The following is a 15,673-nucleotide window of genomic DNA, read 5'->3' as shown; positions in this document are numbered from 1 at the left end:
CTCGCGTGCGCGTTACTGCTGTTCGACGAGCGCGCGGGCCTCGGCGACGTGGCCTCGGTACGCTTCGAAGATCTTGCGCAAGGCGTCGTCGAAGGTCGACTTCGGCGCCCAGGCGAGTTCCTGCTTCGTGTTGTCGATCTTCGGCACGCGGTTCTGCACGTCCTGATAGCCCGCGCCGTAGTAAGCACCTGACGAAGTTTCGACGAGCTGCACCTTCTTGGCCGTTTCCGCGTATTCCGGATATTCGGCGGCGAGCGCGAGCATCTTGTGCGCGAGTTCGCGCACCGAGAAGTTGTTGGTCGGGTTGCCGATGTTGTAGATCTTGCCCGACGCCACGCCGTTCTTGTTGTCGATGATCTTCATCAGCGCGTCGATGCCGTCGTCGATGTCGGTGAACGCGCGCTTCTGCGCGCCGCCGTCGACGAGGCTGATGTTCTCGCCGCGCACGATGTGGCCGAGGAACTGCGTCACGACGCGCGACGAACCTTCCTTCGGCGTGTAGATCGTGTCGAGGCCCGGGCCGATCCAGTTGAACGGACGGAACAGCGTGAAGTTCAGGCCTTCCATGCCGTAACCCCAGATCACGCGGTCCATGAGTTGCTTCGAGCACGCGTAGATCCAGCGCGGCTTGTTGATCGGGCCGTAGATGAGCGGCGAGGCGTCCGGGTCGAATTCGCTGTCGGTGGACATGCCGTAGACCTCGGAGGTCGACGGGAACACGAGGTGCTTGCCGTACTTCACGGCCGAACGCACGATGGGCAGGTTCGCCTCGAAGTCGAGTTCGAACACGCGCAGCGGTTGCTGCACGTAGGTGGCGGGCGTGGCGATCGCGACGAGCGGCAGGATCACGTCGCACTTCTTGACGTGGTATTCGACCCACTCCTTGTTGATCGTGATGTCGCCTTCGAAGAAGTGCATCCGCTCATGCTTGACGAGATCGCCGAGGCGGTCCGTATGCATGTCCATCCCGAACACTTCCCAGTTCGTGGTTTCGAGAATGCGCTTGGAGAGGTGGTGGCCGATGAAGCCATTCACACCCAGGATCAGGACTTTTTTCATGGACGGGAAGCAGATGAGGTGAGTTCGGCGAACGCGGCTGGAGTGACGATGGTTTCGTGACGGTTTTCGTCCCCTCGCCGCTGGTGCCGCAGTTCGTGGATCGCGATGGCGCGTCCGTCGCCGCAGACGGCGAAAAGCGCATTATCGCTTACGTGGATGCCGGCGGGCAATCCGGCCAGCGTCGCACTGATTGCGCCCGGTCGCGCGAGGCGTGCGCGGCCGATCACGAAGCGCTCGCCGCCGATGTCGGTGAACGCGCCCGGGTAGGGCGGCGCGACCGCGCGGATCAGGTTGTAGACGTGCTGTGCGCTCTGGCTGAAATCGATGCGGCCGTCTTCGGGCTTGCGGCCACCGAAATAGCTGCCCTGGGCGAGATCGTTCGGCAGATGAGGCGCTTCGCCGGCGATGAGTGCTGGTAGCACGCGCCAGAGCGTCTGCTCGGCCGCGACGGTGACCTTGTCGAAGACCTGCGCGGCGGTATCGTCGGGCAGGATCGGCACAGGCGTCTGCGCGACGATGGCGCCCGCGTCGGGTTTTGCAGCCATTTCATGCAGCGTCGCACCGGTTTCGGTCTCGCCGCGCAGCACCGCCCAGTTCGTCGGCACACGGCCCCGGTACTTCGGCAGGAGCGAGCCGTGCACGTTGTACGCGCCTCGGCCGGCGAGCGCGAGCAGGTCGGTCGGCAGCATGTGCCGGTAGTAGAACGAGAAGATGAAGTCGGGCTGCGCCGCGGCAACGGCTGCACGCAGTTCGGCGCTCTTCGGATCGGCGGGTGTGATGACGTCGATGCCGTGCTCCTCGGCCACCGACTTCACGCTGCCGAACCAGATGTTCTCGGTCGGGCTGTCCTCGTGCGTGACGACGAGCGCGACGTCGATGCCGCCCGCGAGCAGCACCTGCAGGCAGCGCACTCCGACGTTGTGATAGGCAAAGACGACTGCGCGAGGTTTCACTTTTGCGCTCCCTGACCGAGCGAGGCCGCGTGCACGGGCTGTGCAGGCTGCACGACGTCCTGAAGCGGCATTTGCCCAATGGCCACGCCGTTACGCTCTTCGAGGATCGTCTGGATGAGATAGCGCGGACGTGCGCGCACCTGCTGATAGATGCGTCCGATGTATTCGCCGAGCAACCCGAGCGCAAAAATGATCACGCCGAGCAGGAAGAACGTGATGGCGAACAGCGTGAACACACCTTGCACTTCCGCGCCGAGAATGAAGCGGCGGATCAGCAGCAGGACGAAGAGGCCGGCCGAGCCGAGCGAAAGTATCACGCCGATGAACGACAGCCATTGCAGCGGCACGACCGAGAAGCCGGTCACGAGGTCGAAGTTCAACCGGATCAGGCTGTAGAGCGAGTACTTCGACTCGCCCGCGAAGCGCTCTTCGTGCGCGACATCGACTTCGACCGGATTCTGCGCGAACGTGTAAGCGAGCGCCGGGATGAACGTGTTGATCTCGCCGCAGCGGTTGATCGTGTCGACGATCTGGCGGCTGTACGCACGCAGCATGCAGCCCTGGTCGGTCATCTTGATACGTGTGATGCGCTCACGCAGGCTGTTCATCGCCCGCGACGCCTTGCGGCGCCACATGCTGTCCTGGCGCTGCATGCGGATCGTGCCGACGTAGTCGTAACCTTCGTGCATCTTGGCGACAAGCTTGCCGATTTCCTCGGGCGGGTTCTGCAGGTCGGCGTCGAGCGTGATGACGATCTGGCCGCGCGACTGTTCGAAGCCCGCAAGGATCGCCATGTGCTGGCCGTAGTTGCCGTTCAGCAGGATCGCTCGCGTGGTGTCGGGGCGCAGGCGGAACTGCGCGGCGAGCATGGCGGCCGAGCGGTCACGGCTGCCGTCGTTGATGAAGATGATTTCATACGACGTGCCGAGCTTGTCGAGTGCCGGATAGAGGCGCTCGAACAGCGCGTCGAGTCCGGCTTCCTCGTTGTAGACCGGAATGATGACCGAGACTTCCGGTGCTTCCGGGGTCAAGGTGCTGTGTTCCGTTTGACTCATGAGTGCGTCTTTTCCGTTTTCGTTGTGCGGCCGTGGGGTGTATTCATTATTTTTGTATGGGGGGCTTCCCCTGACAGGCGCGGACGGCGGCCATGCGCGCCGTCTCCCTGTCCTTGCGTTCGGCCGTGGCGCGTGCCTCAGCCTTTCGCGTACTGCTCGCAGATTTCGTTCACGGCGCGGCACACGCGCGCCACGTCGTCGTCCGTCATCTGCGTGAAAAGCGGCAGCGTGACCGTGGTCGCGCCGAATCGCTCCGCGTGCGGGAACATGCCTTCCTTGAAACCGCGCTCGCGATAGAGCGTGAACAGGTGGATCGCCGGGTAGTGCACGCCCGAGCCGATGCCACGTTCCTTCAGTTGTTCCATGAATCCGGCGCGGCTGATCGTGAGCTTTTCGAGCGGCAGCGTGATCTGGAACATGTGCCAGTTGCTGTTTGCGAAGTCCGCCACAGGCAGACCCACGTCCAGCTTGCGTGCCGCGCCGTCCTCAAAGCCCGCGAAGTACGCGCGCGCAAGCTTGCGCCGTTGTTCGGTGAAACGCTCGATGTGCTTGAGCTGGCCGAGGCCCACGCGCGCCGCGACATCCGTGAGATTGTACTTGCCACCGAGCACGTCGCAGTCCATGCCGTCGAAGCCCGTGCGCGTGATCCCCTGCAGACGGTACTTCTGGGCGAGCACGGCTTCGGCTTCGTTGTTCAGGACGAGCGCGCCGCCCTCGATCGACGTGAGGTTCTTGTTCGGGTGGAAGCTGAACGACACGAGGTCGCCGAACGCGCCGATGCGCTTGCCGTTCCACGTCGCGCCGAACGCCTGGGCCGCATCCTCGATCACGCGAAGGCCGTGCTGGCGGGCGATCGCGTAGAGGCGGTCCATGTCGACGGGCATGCCCGCGAGATAGACGGGGATGATTGCTTTCGTGCGCGGCGTGATCGCGGCTTCGAGACGGTCGAGGTCGATGTTGCGTGTGACGGGGTCGATGTCGGCGAACACGGGCGTCGCGCCGACTTCGTAGACCACGTTGCTCGTTGCGACCCACGACGCCGGCGTCGTGATGACCTCGTCGCCTGAACCTACGCCCGCGATGCGCAGACCGATTTCGAGCGTCGCCGTGCCTGAGTTGAACGTGCGCACCGGGCGGCCGCCGCAGAATTCTGACAGCGCGGCTTCGAACGCCTGGTTTTGCGGGCCGGTCGTGATCCAGCCTGAACGCAGCACGTCGGCGACGCCCTGGATGGTTTCTTCGTCGATCTCGGGTTTGACGAACGGCAGGAACGCAACGTTGGACTGGGTCATGAATGCTTTGCTCGTGAAGATTGGGACGAGACGCAAGGATGCGCCGGCAACCTTGCAAACTACTTATATGGGGCCTGAAATGGCTTGCCGCAAGGCCACAGTGCCCGCGCGGACGCTTCTAGCTGCGCGCGAGCACGAACACGCCGATCAGGATGATCCCGATGCCGACGAGCCGTTGGACTGACAGCACCTCGCCGAACAGGTACCACGCCGCGAAGGCGTTCACCACGTAGCCGAGCGAGAGCATCGGGTAGGCGATTGAGACGTCGACGCGCGACAACCCGACAATCCAGACGACGACGCTCACCACGTAGCAGGCCAGTCCGCCGATGATCGGCACTTGCGTTGCGAGCTTCAGGCCGATGGGCAGAATGTTCGCACGCGTGAAATCGAAGTGTCCAACGGCATTGACACCGGCTTTCAGCAACAGTTGCGCGCAGGCATTCAGGCCGACGCCGGCGAGGATGCAGAAGAGGGAAATCGGATTCATTTTAGGAAAATTCGACAGATATTGGGGGCGGATGGTGGTGGTCGCTTACCTGGCATTCGCGCGCCATCCGCGTGGATCCGGCCTGGCGCCTGCGCGCCCAGCCGGAATTATCGCCTGGGCGGGTGCCGCCGCTTGCTACCGCTTGCCGGCGCTTACGGCTGTGCAGGCCTTTCTACCACCACGCGCCGGGCGTCACGCGCGATCACCTGCATCGGCAGGCCCTGTGCGACCAGTTCGTCGTACCGCTGCGCCGGGAGCAATGCGAGCGCGTAGCGGGACGCTTTCCAGCGCTCTTTCCACTCGTCGATGGTCGGAATCCACTTCTGCGGCTCCTCGTCGATGCCGAATTTGAGCTCGTCGGTGACCGCTACCATCGTCATGGTGTGGCGTACGTAAAACGGCAGCGTGTGGTCGAGCACGCCCACCGAATAGAACGGCGTGTCGGGCGGCAATTTTGCGATGGCCGCGCGCACGGCGGGCGCGAGCGGCGCACCCGAACTGAGGGTGCCGAAGACGTCGTGGCCGGTGCCGGCTATCGTCGCGAGCAGGAGCCATGCCGCGCCGAGCGCGACGGCCGGGGAGGCCGCGCCTGTCGCGGGCGTGCGCGGCGAGCGGTTCAGCCACAGGCCGATGGCCGTCACGACAAAGCCCACCGCCGCCGCAGCGAACACCCACACCTGGAATTCGCGATAGAGCGCGTTCGGATTACGCGCGTCGCCGAGTCGCGTGAGGAAGAACGAGCCGATCGCAAGCGCGAGGCACAGGAACATATAGCCCGCAAGGTGGCGGCGCCATTGCTCTCGGGTCATCAGCGGCAGGTACAGGCCGATCACGAGCGCGAGCGTCGGGGCGATCGGCAGCGTGTAGGACAGCAGCTTCGAGTGCGAGACGCTGAAAAACACGAAGATGAAGACGCTCCAGACGAGCATCAGCGTGACAGGCGCGAACCCGTTGGGCTGGCGCGGCGTCGAGAGCGCGTGACGCAGGCTTTGCACGCTCACTGAAAGCCACGGCAGGAAACCCACGAGGATCACCGGAACGAAGTACCAGAGCGGGCCGGGGCGATTCTGCTCGGGGGTGAGATAGCGGCGGAACTGCTGGACGATGAAGAAGAAGTTGAAAAATTCGGGATTGCGTTGCTGGACGAGGATGAACCACGGCGCGACGATCGCGAAGAAGACGATCAGCCCGCTCACGAGGTAGAGGCGCTTCCAGAGCGCCCAGTCGCGCGCAATGAACGTATAGAGGACGAGTACGGCACCCGGCAGGATCAGCCCGACCAGCCCCTTCGAGAGCACCGCAAGCCCCATAGCCGCCCAGCAGACCCACATCCACAGCCGCACCTGGTTCCGGGGCAGACCCGGGCGCTGGGCCAGCAGCAGCGCACAGAGCGTGAGCTCCATCCAGAACGACAGGGCCATGTCGAGCGTGTTGAAGTGCCCCATCAGGTTCCAGTAGGGCGCGGTCGCCAGTACGAGCGCCGCGAAGAAGCCGGTCGCCGCGTTGAACACGCGCGTGCCCGTGTAGCCGATCAGCAGCACACCCGCGAAGCCCGTGAGCGCTGTATAGAGGCGTGCCTGCCATTCGCCGATGCCGAACCACATGAACGTGAGCGCGTTGGCCCAGGTCTGGAGCGGCGGTTTTTCGAAGTACTTGTAGGCGTTGTAGCGCGGGGTGATCCAGTCGCCGGTCGCGAGCATCTCGCGCGCCATTTCGGCGTAGCGGCCTTCGTCGCTCGGCAACAGGTGGCGCCAGCCGAGCGGCGCGAACCAGATCACAGCGAGCGCCACGATCAGCAGCAGGATCGCGGCGCGGCTAAGCGGCCTCGAAAGCGTTTCGTTCATGGGTTCCAGCCTGTTATTGCGTTCGGGGTACGATCGCGGCGCCCTGGGGCGCGCGGCGCGCAAGTGTACGTCATCGGGCTGCCCGGCGGCTTAAGGCTCGATTAACTTGCGAGACAGATCAGCGTTCGATCAGAAGCGCCGCGGCAACCCGGCGGCCCTCGGCCATCAGGATGTTGTAGGTGCGGCATGCAGCCTTGAAGTCCATCGCCTCCACGCCGATTCGCCGCGCCGCCAGCGCCGCGGTCAGGCGCGGATGCGGAAAGCGCAGTCGCTCGCCGCTGCCGAACACGACGACTTCGGGAGCGGGGGCAAGCAGCATGTCGAAAAGCTCGGGGGTCAGGGCGTCGAACGAACTCACAGGCCAAGGGATGACCGGCGAGTCCGGTATGACGATGACGCTCCCTTCGTGGCGTTGCAAATTGACTTCGACGTAGTCGGCGCCATAGCCGGTGACGGTGTTGAGCGCACCGCTCGAGTCCTGGTGTAGTTTCAAAACGTTGTTCCGGGTTGTCGCCGCTTAGTTGCCGCTCGGTCGCCGTTCGGTGATCCGCGCGTTCACACTCGGCCGCCGCAGTCGGCTTTGCGGTCCGCTTCGCAGTCCGCCTCGAGGGCGGCCAGCTGGCGGGGCGGAAGCGCTCGCCGTGGAAGGCGCTAAGGGCGTCGCAGGGTGTGGCAGTGGGCGCGCCTGGTTGTCATTCCGGGTTCTCCGGCACGCCCGGCGCGGCCGACGTGGCGTCTTGCGCATTGCGGAAGTCGGCCAATATCCGCTAAATTATAACTTTTTAGCCGCTGCTGCGGCGCCCCTCGCTTCGCGCGCCGTCTGCCACAAGCTGTGCGGCCTGCTCCGCCATCAACAGACGAGCTATCAGGCAGGCTGAGGTTTCCGCCAGACAACCCCAGGATGGGACAAGACGCGCGTCCACCGGGCGGGTTCGTAAGGCAGCAACCTCGTGGCAGTAGCCGGGGTGTGCGCCCCGGACCGGGCTCGAAGCGCTGCCCACGGCCGTTTTCCCCGGCCGCGGCCCCGCATCTTATTCCACTGAGGTTCCGGTCTGGTCGATGGCGCCCGTCTGGGCGGCGTACGCGGCAAGACGCGGGGCGTCTGCCAGGGATGTGCGGACCCGTGGTCCGCGCCATCCGGGGCAGCACTGGGTTTTTCGCGGGCCGTTGCGCCGCAAAGCGCAGCCCGTTGCCGTTACAACCCCTGTTCAGCCGTTGTTCGGCCCGATTTACCCCATTTAACTGACTGCTCGCCGTGAAACCGATCCTGAAATCCAACAAACTGCAGAATGTCTGCTACGACATTCGCGGACCGGTGCTCGAACATGCGAAGCGCCTCGAAGAAGAAGGCCACCGCATCATCAAGCTGAACATCGGCAATCTCGCCCCGTTCGGCTTTGACGCGCCGGACGAGGTCATTCAGGACATGATCCTGAACCTGCCGGGGGCCTCCGGCTATTCCGATTCGAAAGGTGTGTTCGCCGCGCGCAAGGCGATCATGCATTACGCGCAGCAAAAGGGTGTCAAGGGCGTCGAACTCGACGACATCTACATCGGCAACGGTGCATCCGAACTGATCGTCATGGCGATGCAGGCGCTCCTGAACGACGGCGACGAAGTGCTGCTGCCCGCGCCCGACTATCCGCTGTGGACGGCGGCGGTGAGCCTCTCAGGCGGCACGCCGGTTCACTACATCTGCGACGAGTCGAACGCCTGGATGCCGGACCTCGACGACATCCGCGCGAAAATCACGCCCAACACGCGCGCGATCGTTGTCATCAACCCGAACAACCCGACCGGCGCGCTCTATTCGGACGATCTGCTGCGCGGGCTCGTGGCGATCGCGCGTGAGCACGGCCTCATCCTCTTCGCCGATGAGGTCTACGACAAGATCATCTACGACGGCAAGACGCACACCGCACTCGGCTCGCTGTCCGAAGACGTCCTCACGGTCACGCTCAACAGTCTCTCGAAGAGCTATCGCGCGTGCGGTTACCGCGCGGGCTGGATGTTCCTCTCCGGCATGACGGGCGAGAACCGCCGCCGCTCGAAGGATTACACCGAAGGGCTCGGCATCCTCGCGTCGATGCGCCTGTGCGCGAACGTGCCGGGCCAGTACGCGATCCAGACGGCGCTCGGCGGCTACCAGAGCATCAACGAACTGATCCTGCCGGGCGGGCGCCTGTATCGCCAGCGCGAACTCGCCTACAACATGCTCACGGCGATCCCCGGCGTGAGCTGCGTGAAGCCCGAGGCGGCGCTGTACATGTTCCCGCGCCTCGACCCGAAGCTCTATCCGATCGAGAACGATCAGCAGTTCATCCTCGACCTGCTGCTGCAGGAGCGCGTGCTGCTCGTGCAGGGCACGGGCTTCAACTGGAAGCAGCCGGACCACTTCCGCGTGGTGTTCCTGCCGAACGTCGACGACCTGACCGATTCGATCAACCGCATCGCGCGCTTCCTCGACGGCTACCGCATGCGGCACGGCACTTGAGCGGCTCTGACGGGCACAAACGCGGTACAAACGCGGTACAAGCGCGCCACAGATAACAAAGCATTCCCTTTCACACATTTGAGACGAACACACGCTGCATGGAACCGATCAAAGTAGGTCTTTTGGGCTTCGGCACGGTGGGCAGCGGCACCTTCACGGTACTGCGCCGCAACCAGGAAGAAATCAAACGTCGCGCCGGCCGCGGCATCGAGGTGACGCGCATCGCCGCGCGCAACCCGGCCAAGGCCACGGCGGCGCTCGGTAACGCCGCTGGCACGGTGGACCTCACGACCGACTTCAACGCGGTTGTCGACGATCCGTCGATCGACATCGTCGCCGAAATGATCGGCGGCACTGGCCTCGCGAAGGACCTCGTGCTGCGCGCGATCGCCAACGGCAAGCACGTCGTCACGGCGAACAAGGCGCTGCTGGCGGTCCACGGCACCGAGATTTTCGAGGCTGCGCGCGCAAAGGGCGTGATGGTCGCGTTCGAGGCGGCGGTGGCGGGCGGCATCCCCATCATCAAGGCGCTGCGCGAGGGGCTCACGGCGAACCGCATCGAGTACATCGCGGGCATCATCAACGGCACGACCAACTACATCCTCTCGGAAATGCGCGAGCGCGGCCTCGACTTCGCGACCGCATTGAAGGGCGCGCAGGAACTGGGGTACGCCGAAGCTGATCCGACCTTCGACATCGAAGGCGTGGACGCCGCGCACAAGGCCACGATCATGAGCGCGATTGCGTTCGGCGTGCCGGTGCAGTTCGACAAAGCCTACGTGGAAGGCATCAGCAAGCTCGACGCCATCGACATCAAGTACGCCGAGGAACTCGGCTATCGCATCAAGCTGCTCGGCATCGCGCGACGCACGGAGCACGGCATCGAACTACGCACGCATCCCACGCTGATTCCGGCCAAGCGCCTGCTCGCCAACGTGGAAGGCCCGATGAACGCGGTCGTCGTGCACGGCGACGCAGTCGGCACGACGCTTTACTACGGCAAGGGCGCGGGCGCCGAGCCGACGGCCTCCGCGGTCGTCGCCGATCTCGTCGATGTCACGCGCCTGCACACGGCCGATCCCGAGCATCGCGTGCCGCATCTCGCGTTCCAGCCGGAGAGCCTCTCGAACACGCCGATCCTGCCGATCGACGACGTTACGAGCGGGTACTACCTGCGCCTGCGCGTCGCCGATCAGACCGGCGTGATGGCCGACATCACGCGCATCCTTGCCGACAGCAGTATCTCAATCGACGCGCTCCTGCAAAAGGAATCGGAGCAGATCGACGCGCAAGGCAAGGCGGAGACCGACATCATCCTGATCACGCACCTCACCGTCGAAAAGAAGGTGAACGCGGCGATCGCGCAAATCGAGAAACTCGCGACCGTGCGGTCGTCGGTGACGAAGCTGCGCATGGAAGGACTGAACTAAGGGCATGGCAATGAATTACGTATCGACGCGCGGCGCCGGCGCCGGCGAGCATCACTCGTTTTCGGACATCCTGCTGGGCGGCCTCGCGCGCGACGGCGGGCTGTATCTGCCGTCGCAGTATCCGCGGACGACCGCGGAAGAACTCGCGCGCTGGCGTGGCTTGTCTTACGCGGATCTCGCGTTCGAGATCCTCTCGAAGTTCTGCGACGACATTCCCGCCGAGGACCTGCGTGACATCACGCGCCGCACCTACACGTCGGCGACGTACTGCAACGTGCGCCACGGCGAGGACGCGAGCAAGATCACGCCGCTCACCGCGCTCGGCGAGGAAAACGGCACGCAGATTTCGCTGCTCGAGCTTTCGAACGGTCCGACGCTCGCGTTCAAGGACATGGCGATGCAGTTGCTCGGCAACCTCTTCGAGTACGCGCTCGCGAAGGCCGGCCAGCAGTTGAACATTCTCGGCGCGACCTCGGGCGATACCGGCAGCGCCGCCGAATACGCGATGCGCGGCAAGAAGGGCGTGCGCGTGTTCATGCTCTCGCCGCACAAGAAGATGAGCGCGTTCCAGACCGCGCAGATGTTCAGCCTGCAAGACCCGAACATCTTCAACCTCGCAGTGGAAGGTGTGTTCGACGACTGCCAGGACATCGTGAAGGCCGTCTCGAACGACCTGGCGTTCAAGGCGCAGCACAAGATCGGCACGGTGAACTCGATCAACTGGGCGCGCGTCGTCGCGCAGGTCGTCTACTACTTCGCCGGTTATTTCGCGGCCACGAAGAGCAACGACGAGCGCGTGTCGTTCACGGTGCCGTCGGGCAACTTCGGCAACGTCTGCGCGGGCCACATCGCACGCATGATGGGCCTGCCGATCGAAAAGCTCGTCGTCGCGACGAACGAGAACGACGTGCTCGACGAGTTCTTCCGCACCGGCATCTACCGGGTGCGTGCCTCCGCAGAAACGTGGCACACGAGCAGCCCGAGCATGGACATCTCGAAGGCGTCGAACTTCGAGCGCTTCGTCTTCGATCTGCTCGGCCGCGATCCGGCGCGCGTCGCGCAACTGTTCTGCGACGTCGAGGAGAAGGGCGGCTTCGACCTCGCGGCGAGCGGCGACTTCGCGCGTGTCGCGCAGTTCGGCTTCGTGTCGGGCAGCAGCAGCCACGCCGACCGCATCGAGACGATCCGCGATGTCTACGCGCGTTACAACACGATGATCGACACCCATACGGCCGATGGCGTGAAGGTTGCGCGCGAGCATCTGCAGCCGGGCGTGCCGATGGTCGTGCTGGAGACCGCACAGCCGATCAAGTTCGGCGAGACGATCCGCGAGGCGCTCGATCGCGAAGCCGAGCGTCCGGCAGCGTTCGCGGGGCTTGAATCGCTGCCGCAGCGCTTCGAGGTGGTGCCTGCAAGCGCACAGCGCGTGAAGGACTACATCGCTGTGCATACGGCGGACTAATCCCGGTTTAGCCGCTTTCCGCCGCTTCTGGCGGACCGGAGTCGACTGCGTACCGAGGACGCGGCACAGTGCCGTGTCCTCGCCGCTACAATAGCGGCAGACCAACCGTTGCAGGCGGCTCGAAAGCCGTCTCCCAGACGCTCCGATGTCCAATTCCCCCACTACTGCTCCTGCCGCGCGCGCTCCGATGCTTTCCACGGCCGAGGCGCTCGCGACGCTGCTGGGCGCGGCGAGCCCGCTCGCGCTCGCTGATAACGGGACCGAAACGCTTCCGACGCTCGACGCCCTGAACCGCGTGCTCGCCGCCGACGTGGTGTCGCCGCTCGACGTGCCGCCGATGCACACGAGCGCGATGGACGGTTACGCGGTGCGTGTCGCCGACCTCGTGCAGGGCAGCCGCCGGCTGGCGGTCTCGCAGCGCATACCGGCGGGCCATGCTCCGGAGCCGCTGGCGGCCGGTACGGCGGCACGCATCTTCACGGGCGCGACTGTGCCGCCCAGCGCGGATGCCGTAGTGATGCAGGAGCAGACGGAGGCCATCGACCACGACGTGGTCTTTGTCCACACGCCGAAGCCTGGCGAATGGATCACGGCGCAGGGTGCGGACATCCGCAAGGGCTCCGTGATCCTGCCCGCGGGCACGCGGCTCACGCCGCAGGCACTCGGGCTGGCGGCATCGGTGGGCTGCGCGACGCTCGAAGTGGCGCGCCGCGTGAAAGTCGCGGTGTTTTTCACCGGCGACGAACTGACGATGCCCGGCGAGCCGCTGCGACCCGGCGCGATCTACAACTCGAGCCGCTTCACGCTAAATGGCCTGCTGCGTAACCTCGGCTGCGAGGTGACCGATTACGGCATCGTGCCGGATCAACTCGACGCCACGCGCGCGACGCTGCGCGAGGCCGCTGCCGCGCACGATCTCATCCTGACCTCTGGTGGCGTGTCGGTGGGTGAGGAGGATCACGTGAAGCCAGCGGTTGAAGCCGAAGGGCGGCTCGCGATGTGGCAAATCGCGATGAAGCCGGGCAAGCCGCTCGCGTTCGGTGCAGTGCTGCGTGGTGACGCGCAGACGGGCGAAGCGTACTTCATTGGGTTGCCGGGGAACCCCGTGTCGAGTTTCGTCACCTTCCTGCTGTTCGTCAGGCCGTTCCTGCTGCGCCTCTCGGGCGTGACGCAGGTCAGTCCGCGTGCGCTGTCGCTTCGCGCCGATTTCACGCAGGCGAAGGGCGACCGCCGCAACGAGTTCCTGCGCGCGCGCGTCAATCAGGCGGGCGGCCTCGATCTGTTCCCGAACCAGAGTTCGGCGGTGTTGACCTCGACGGTCTGGGGCGACGGCCTGATCGACAACCCACCGAATCACGCGATCAGCGCCGGCGAAACGGTGCGCTTCATCCCTTTCACTGAATTGCTGTATTGAGTCGGACGTTATGAAGATCCAGTTGAGATTTTTTGCGAGCGTGCGCGAGGCGTTGGGCGTGGCCGAGGAATCGGTGACGGTGCCCGATGGCATTGCAACGGTAGGCGACGTGCGTGGCTGGCTGCGCGCGCGCGGCGGTGCGTGGGCAGAGACGCTGGCGGAAGGCCGCGCACTGCGCATGGCCTGCAATCACGTCATGACCGAGCCGGGTACGCGGATTACCGAAGGCTGCGAGGTGGCGTTTTTCCCACCGGTGACGGGCGGCTAAAGCGCCAAGGAGAGCAGTCATGCCTGTGCGCGTGCAAACCGAAGATTTCGACCTGACGACGGAAGTCGCGCAACTGCGTGCGCGCAATCCTGCGATCGGCGCGGTGGCGTGCTTCGTCGGCACCGTGCGCGACCTGAACGAGGGCAGTACCGTCGCGACGATGGAGCTGGAGCACTATCCCGGCATGACCGAAAAGGCGCTGGAGAACATCGTCGCCGAGGCGCAGCGCCGGTGGCCTGGCATCGAGGTGCTGGTCGTGCATCGGGTGGGCAAACTGGCGCCGCTCGACCAGATCGTCCTCGTGGCGACGACTTCGATGCATCGTGGCGACGCGTTCGCGTCGTGCGAATTCGTGATGGACTACCTCAAGACCGAAGCGCCGTTCTGGAAGAAGGAAGAGACCGAGCATGGCGCCCGCTGGGTGGACGCCCGCGTAACCGATGATGCGGCGCTCGCGCGCTGGGGGATCGCTTCGGGGAATTCAGCGCCGGAGAAGGGGTGAGTGCGTCGCGCCACCTGGCGGGCGCATCTGGGCGACATTCCTTGTTCCGTGTGCTGGACCGCCATGCTTGTGCATGGTGGGGCCGCGGTGGAGCGAACGCTGCCGCGAAGGGCTCCCGTCGAGATCCAGGAAATGGATTTCGACGGTGAAATGCAACTAACAGCCAAATCGCTGCGTCGCTGCGGAGCGCTAGCCCGCGTCGTTACCGTCGTCGGCGTCTACCGGCCGCCCGACGATTTTCGCGGGAAATGGCTCGCCAGCCGGGCGCGCCGGAACTGCGCGATCGTGCTCCGAGTCCGCCGGTCGCTTGCGCGGCGATATACGCTCCAGAAGCGCCTGCTGTTCGGCCGGAATCGTGTAGTCCCAGCCAAAGCGGCTCAACTGCAGGCTCTGCGCGATCCGGAGCGCAGGCTCCATGAACTGAATAGCCGCGGCGGGTTGATAGCTCGACTCGACGGTATCGAGGAACAGATAAAGCCAATGGCTGAAATGGGTCGGCTCGATACCGGGCAGCGGCTGATGCACTTGCTGCACATTGCCGCGGTAAGTCTTGCTGCCGAGCACCAGACTGCCCCAGAATCGGCACATCTTCGGAAGATGGTCGTCCCAGCGGCCCGCCAGTGCTTCCTCGAACACGGGACCCAGCGTTGCATGCGCGCGCACGCGGTCGTAGAACGCGTAGACGAGGTCGCGAATATTTGCTTCGGTGGGTTCAGCGTGTCGCGTGTCGGCGACGGGGGCATCAGTTGAAGTCATCGTACAACCGGGAATTTCGGACGAGCATGCCCGCCCTTTTATCAGAAGTACCTATCATACCCAACCAGCGCAAAACCTGCATCGCAACTGCATGTTATTGTATGGTTTTTGTCGCCCGCGCCCGCTGCTGATCATGAAACTGACCGACTACACCGACTACTCGCTGCGCGTCATGCTCTACCTCGCCCTGCGCGGCGAGGAGCTCGCGACGATCCAGGAGATCTCGGATGCGTATGGCATCTCGAAGAACCACCTGATGAAGGTCGTGCAGCGGCTCGGCGAACTAGGCTGGGTGGACACGATCCGCGGTCGCAATGGCGGGCTGCGCCTCGCACCGACTTCGCTCACGCTTTCCGTGGGCGAGGTCGTGCGGCATACCGAGAACGACTTCGCGCTCGTAGCTTGTTTCGGCGGCGAGCAAGTCGAGCGCCGCACCTGTGTCATCGAGCCGCATTGTCGCCTCAAGCATGCGCTATGGGCCGCCCGTGAGGCATTCCTGGCCGAACTGGACGGCTACACGATAGGCGAACTTGCGCAGCCGACGGCCGAACTGTCGGGCCTGCTCGGCCTAGCACCAGTCACCATCGTGCCTACGCCGGCAAAAAAGCTGGCGTCGCGCCGCCCGTCGCGCGAATATTGATCCTCCGCAAAGCG

At 64.6% G+C, this 15,673-nt stretch carries 15 protein-coding genes; 7 read left to right on the top strand and 8 right to left on the bottom strand.

All coding sequences use genetic code 11. From position 1 onward, the window contains the following. Positions 1-12 precede the first annotated feature (12 nt). The 7 genes from L0U80_RS07980 to L0U80_RS07950 all read right to left on the bottom strand — a co-directional run bounded on the left by L0U80_RS07980 (position 13) and on the right by L0U80_RS07950 (position 7,186). Positions 13-1,059: a bifunctional UDP-4-keto-pentose/UDP-xylose synthase gene (locus L0U80_RS07980; protein ID WP_233863415.1), complete on the bottom strand. Its 1,047-nt coding sequence runs from the start codon at positions 1,057-1,059 to the stop codon at positions 13-15. Then, positions 1,056-2,012 carry a formyltransferase gene (locus tag L0U80_RS07975; protein ID WP_233863414.1) on the bottom strand — a complete coding sequence of 319 codons (957 nt, stop codon included), beginning with the start codon at positions 2,010-2,012 and terminating at the stop codon, positions 1,056-1,058. The genes L0U80_RS07980 and L0U80_RS07975 overlap by 4 nt, the downstream gene beginning before the upstream one ends. Next, positions 2,009-3,067, bottom strand: coding sequence for a glycosyltransferase (locus L0U80_RS07970; protein ID WP_233863413.1), 1,059 nt, complete (start codon positions 3,065-3,067; stop codon positions 2,009-2,011). The genes L0U80_RS07975 and L0U80_RS07970 overlap by 4 nt, the downstream gene beginning before the upstream one ends. Positions 3,068-3,204: 137 nt before the next feature. Continuing rightward, positions 3,205-4,359, bottom strand: coding sequence for a DegT/DnrJ/EryC1/StrS family aminotransferase (locus tag L0U80_RS07965; protein WP_233863412.1), 1,155 nt, complete (start codon positions 4,357-4,359; stop codon positions 3,205-3,207). 118 nt (positions 4,360-4,477) lie between these two features. Further along, a complete protein-coding gene (locus tag L0U80_RS07960) occupies positions 4,478-4,849 on the bottom strand; it encodes an SMR family transporter (RefSeq protein WP_233863411.1) in 372 nt (123 codons plus the stop codon). A 152-nt stretch (positions 4,850-5,001) separates the two neighbouring features. Further along, positions 5,002-6,693 (bottom strand): glycosyltransferase family 39 protein, encoded by a 1,692-nt coding sequence (locus tag L0U80_RS07955; RefSeq protein WP_233863410.1) that lies wholly within the window; start codon positions 6,691-6,693, stop codon positions 5,002-5,004. 118 nt (positions 6,694-6,811) lie between these two features. After that, entirely contained in the window at positions 6,812-7,186 is a 375-nt protein-coding gene (locus L0U80_RS07950) for an Mth938-like domain-containing protein (protein ID WP_233863409.1), read from the bottom strand. A gap of 753 nt (positions 7,187-7,939) precedes the next feature. Here L0U80_RS07950 and L0U80_RS07945 point away from each other — a divergent pair. The 6 genes from L0U80_RS07945 to L0U80_RS07920 all read left to right on the top strand — a co-directional run bounded on the left by L0U80_RS07945 (position 7,940) and on the right by L0U80_RS07920 (position 14,263). Beyond that, the gene (locus tag L0U80_RS07945; protein ID WP_267954776.1) at positions 7,940-9,187 is read left to right on the top strand and encodes a pyridoxal phosphate-dependent aminotransferase; all 1,248 of its coding nucleotides are present in this window, start codon (positions 7,940-7,942) and stop codon (positions 9,185-9,187) included. Between the two features lie 98 nt (positions 9,188-9,285). Further along, on the top strand, positions 9,286-10,617 hold the full coding sequence (locus tag L0U80_RS07940) for a homoserine dehydrogenase (RefSeq protein WP_233863407.1): 1,332 nt from the start codon (positions 9,286-9,288) through the stop codon (positions 10,615-10,617). Positions 10,618-10,627: 10 nt separating this feature from the next. Continuing rightward, positions 10,628-12,079, top strand: coding sequence for a threonine synthase (gene thrC / locus L0U80_RS07935; protein ID WP_233863406.1), 1,452 nt, complete (start codon positions 10,628-10,630; stop codon positions 12,077-12,079). A gap of 187 nt (positions 12,080-12,266) precedes the next feature. Beyond that, positions 12,267-13,493 (top strand): molybdopterin molybdotransferase MoeA, encoded by a 1,227-nt coding sequence (locus L0U80_RS07930; RefSeq protein WP_373322189.1) that lies wholly within the window; start codon positions 12,267-12,269, stop codon positions 13,491-13,493. A 10-nt stretch (positions 13,494-13,503) separates the two neighbouring features. Next, positions 13,504-13,761 (top strand): molybdopterin converting factor subunit 1, encoded by a 258-nt coding sequence (gene moaD, locus L0U80_RS07925; protein ID WP_233863404.1) that lies wholly within the window; start codon positions 13,504-13,506, stop codon positions 13,759-13,761. A 19-nt stretch (positions 13,762-13,780) separates the two neighbouring features. Next, the gene (locus L0U80_RS07920) at positions 13,781-14,263 is read left to right on the top strand and encodes a molybdenum cofactor biosynthesis protein MoaE (RefSeq protein ID WP_233863403.1); all 483 of its coding nucleotides are present in this window, start codon (positions 13,781-13,783) and stop codon (positions 14,261-14,263) included. 189 nt (positions 14,264-14,452) lie between these two features. Here the strand turns inward: L0U80_RS07920 and L0U80_RS07915 are convergent, their stop codons facing one another. Continuing rightward, a complete protein-coding gene (locus L0U80_RS07915; RefSeq protein ID WP_233863402.1) occupies positions 14,453-15,019 on the bottom strand; it encodes a group III truncated hemoglobin in 567 nt (188 codons plus the stop codon). 133 nt (positions 15,020-15,152) lie between these two features. Between L0U80_RS07915 and L0U80_RS07910 the strand changes: the two genes are divergently transcribed. Next, a complete protein-coding gene (locus tag L0U80_RS07910) occupies positions 15,153-15,659 on the top strand; it encodes an Rrf2 family transcriptional regulator (RefSeq protein WP_233863401.1) in 507 nt (168 codons plus the stop codon). The last annotated feature ends 14 nt before the right edge of the window (positions 15,660-15,673 follow it).

It is taken from the genome of Paraburkholderia adhaesiva (genome assembly GCF_021390575.1).
Lineage (GTDB): Bacteria > Pseudomonadota > Gammaproteobacteria > Burkholderiales > Burkholderiaceae > Paraburkholderia > Paraburkholderia adhaesiva.
The sequence above is the reverse complement of the archived record's forward strand: the minus strand, read 5'-3'. Positions and strand labels throughout refer to the sequence as shown.

Excerpts from the sequence above, each read along its gene's own strand:
- L0U80_RS07980 (WP_233863415.1), bottom strand. The coding sequence starts at position 1,059 with ATGAAAAAAGTCCTGATCCTGGGTGTGAATGGCTTCATCGGCCACCAC.
- L0U80_RS07970 (WP_233863413.1), bottom strand. The coding sequence starts at position 3,067 with ATGAGTCAAACGGAACACAGCACCTTGACCCCGGAAGCACCGGAAGTC.
- L0U80_RS07965 (WP_233863412.1), bottom strand. The coding sequence starts at position 4,359 with ATGACCCAGTCCAACGTTGCGTTCCTGCCGTTCGTCAAACCCGAGATC.
- L0U80_RS07960 (WP_233863411.1), bottom strand. The coding sequence starts at position 4,849 with ATGAATCCGATTTCCCTCTTCTGCATCCTCGCCGGCGTCGGCCTGAAT.
- L0U80_RS07955 (WP_233863410.1), bottom strand. The coding sequence starts at position 6,693 with ATGAACGAAACGCTTTCGAGGCCGCTTAGCCGCGCCGCGATCCTGCTG.
- L0U80_RS07940 (WP_233863407.1), top strand. The coding sequence starts at position 9,286 with ATGGAACCGATCAAAGTAGGTCTTTTGGGCTTCGGCACGGTGGGCAGC.
- thrC (WP_233863406.1), top strand. The coding sequence starts at position 10,628 with ATGAATTACGTATCGACGCGCGGCGCCGGCGCCGGCGAGCATCACTCG.
- L0U80_RS07930 (WP_373322189.1), top strand. The coding sequence starts at position 12,267 with ATGCTTTCCACGGCCGAGGCGCTCGCGACGCTGCTGGGCGCGGCGAGC.
- moaD (WP_233863404.1), top strand. The coding sequence starts at position 13,504 with ATGAAGATCCAGTTGAGATTTTTTGCGAGCGTGCGCGAGGCGTTGGGC.
- L0U80_RS07920 (WP_233863403.1), top strand. The coding sequence starts at position 13,781 with ATGCCTGTGCGCGTGCAAACCGAAGATTTCGACCTGACGACGGAAGTC.
- L0U80_RS07915 (WP_233863402.1), bottom strand. The coding sequence starts at position 15,019 with ATGACTTCAACTGATGCCCCCGTCGCCGACACGCGACACGCTGAACCC.
- L0U80_RS07910 (WP_233863401.1), top strand. The coding sequence starts at position 15,153 with ATGAAACTGACCGACTACACCGACTACTCGCTGCGCGTCATGCTCTAC.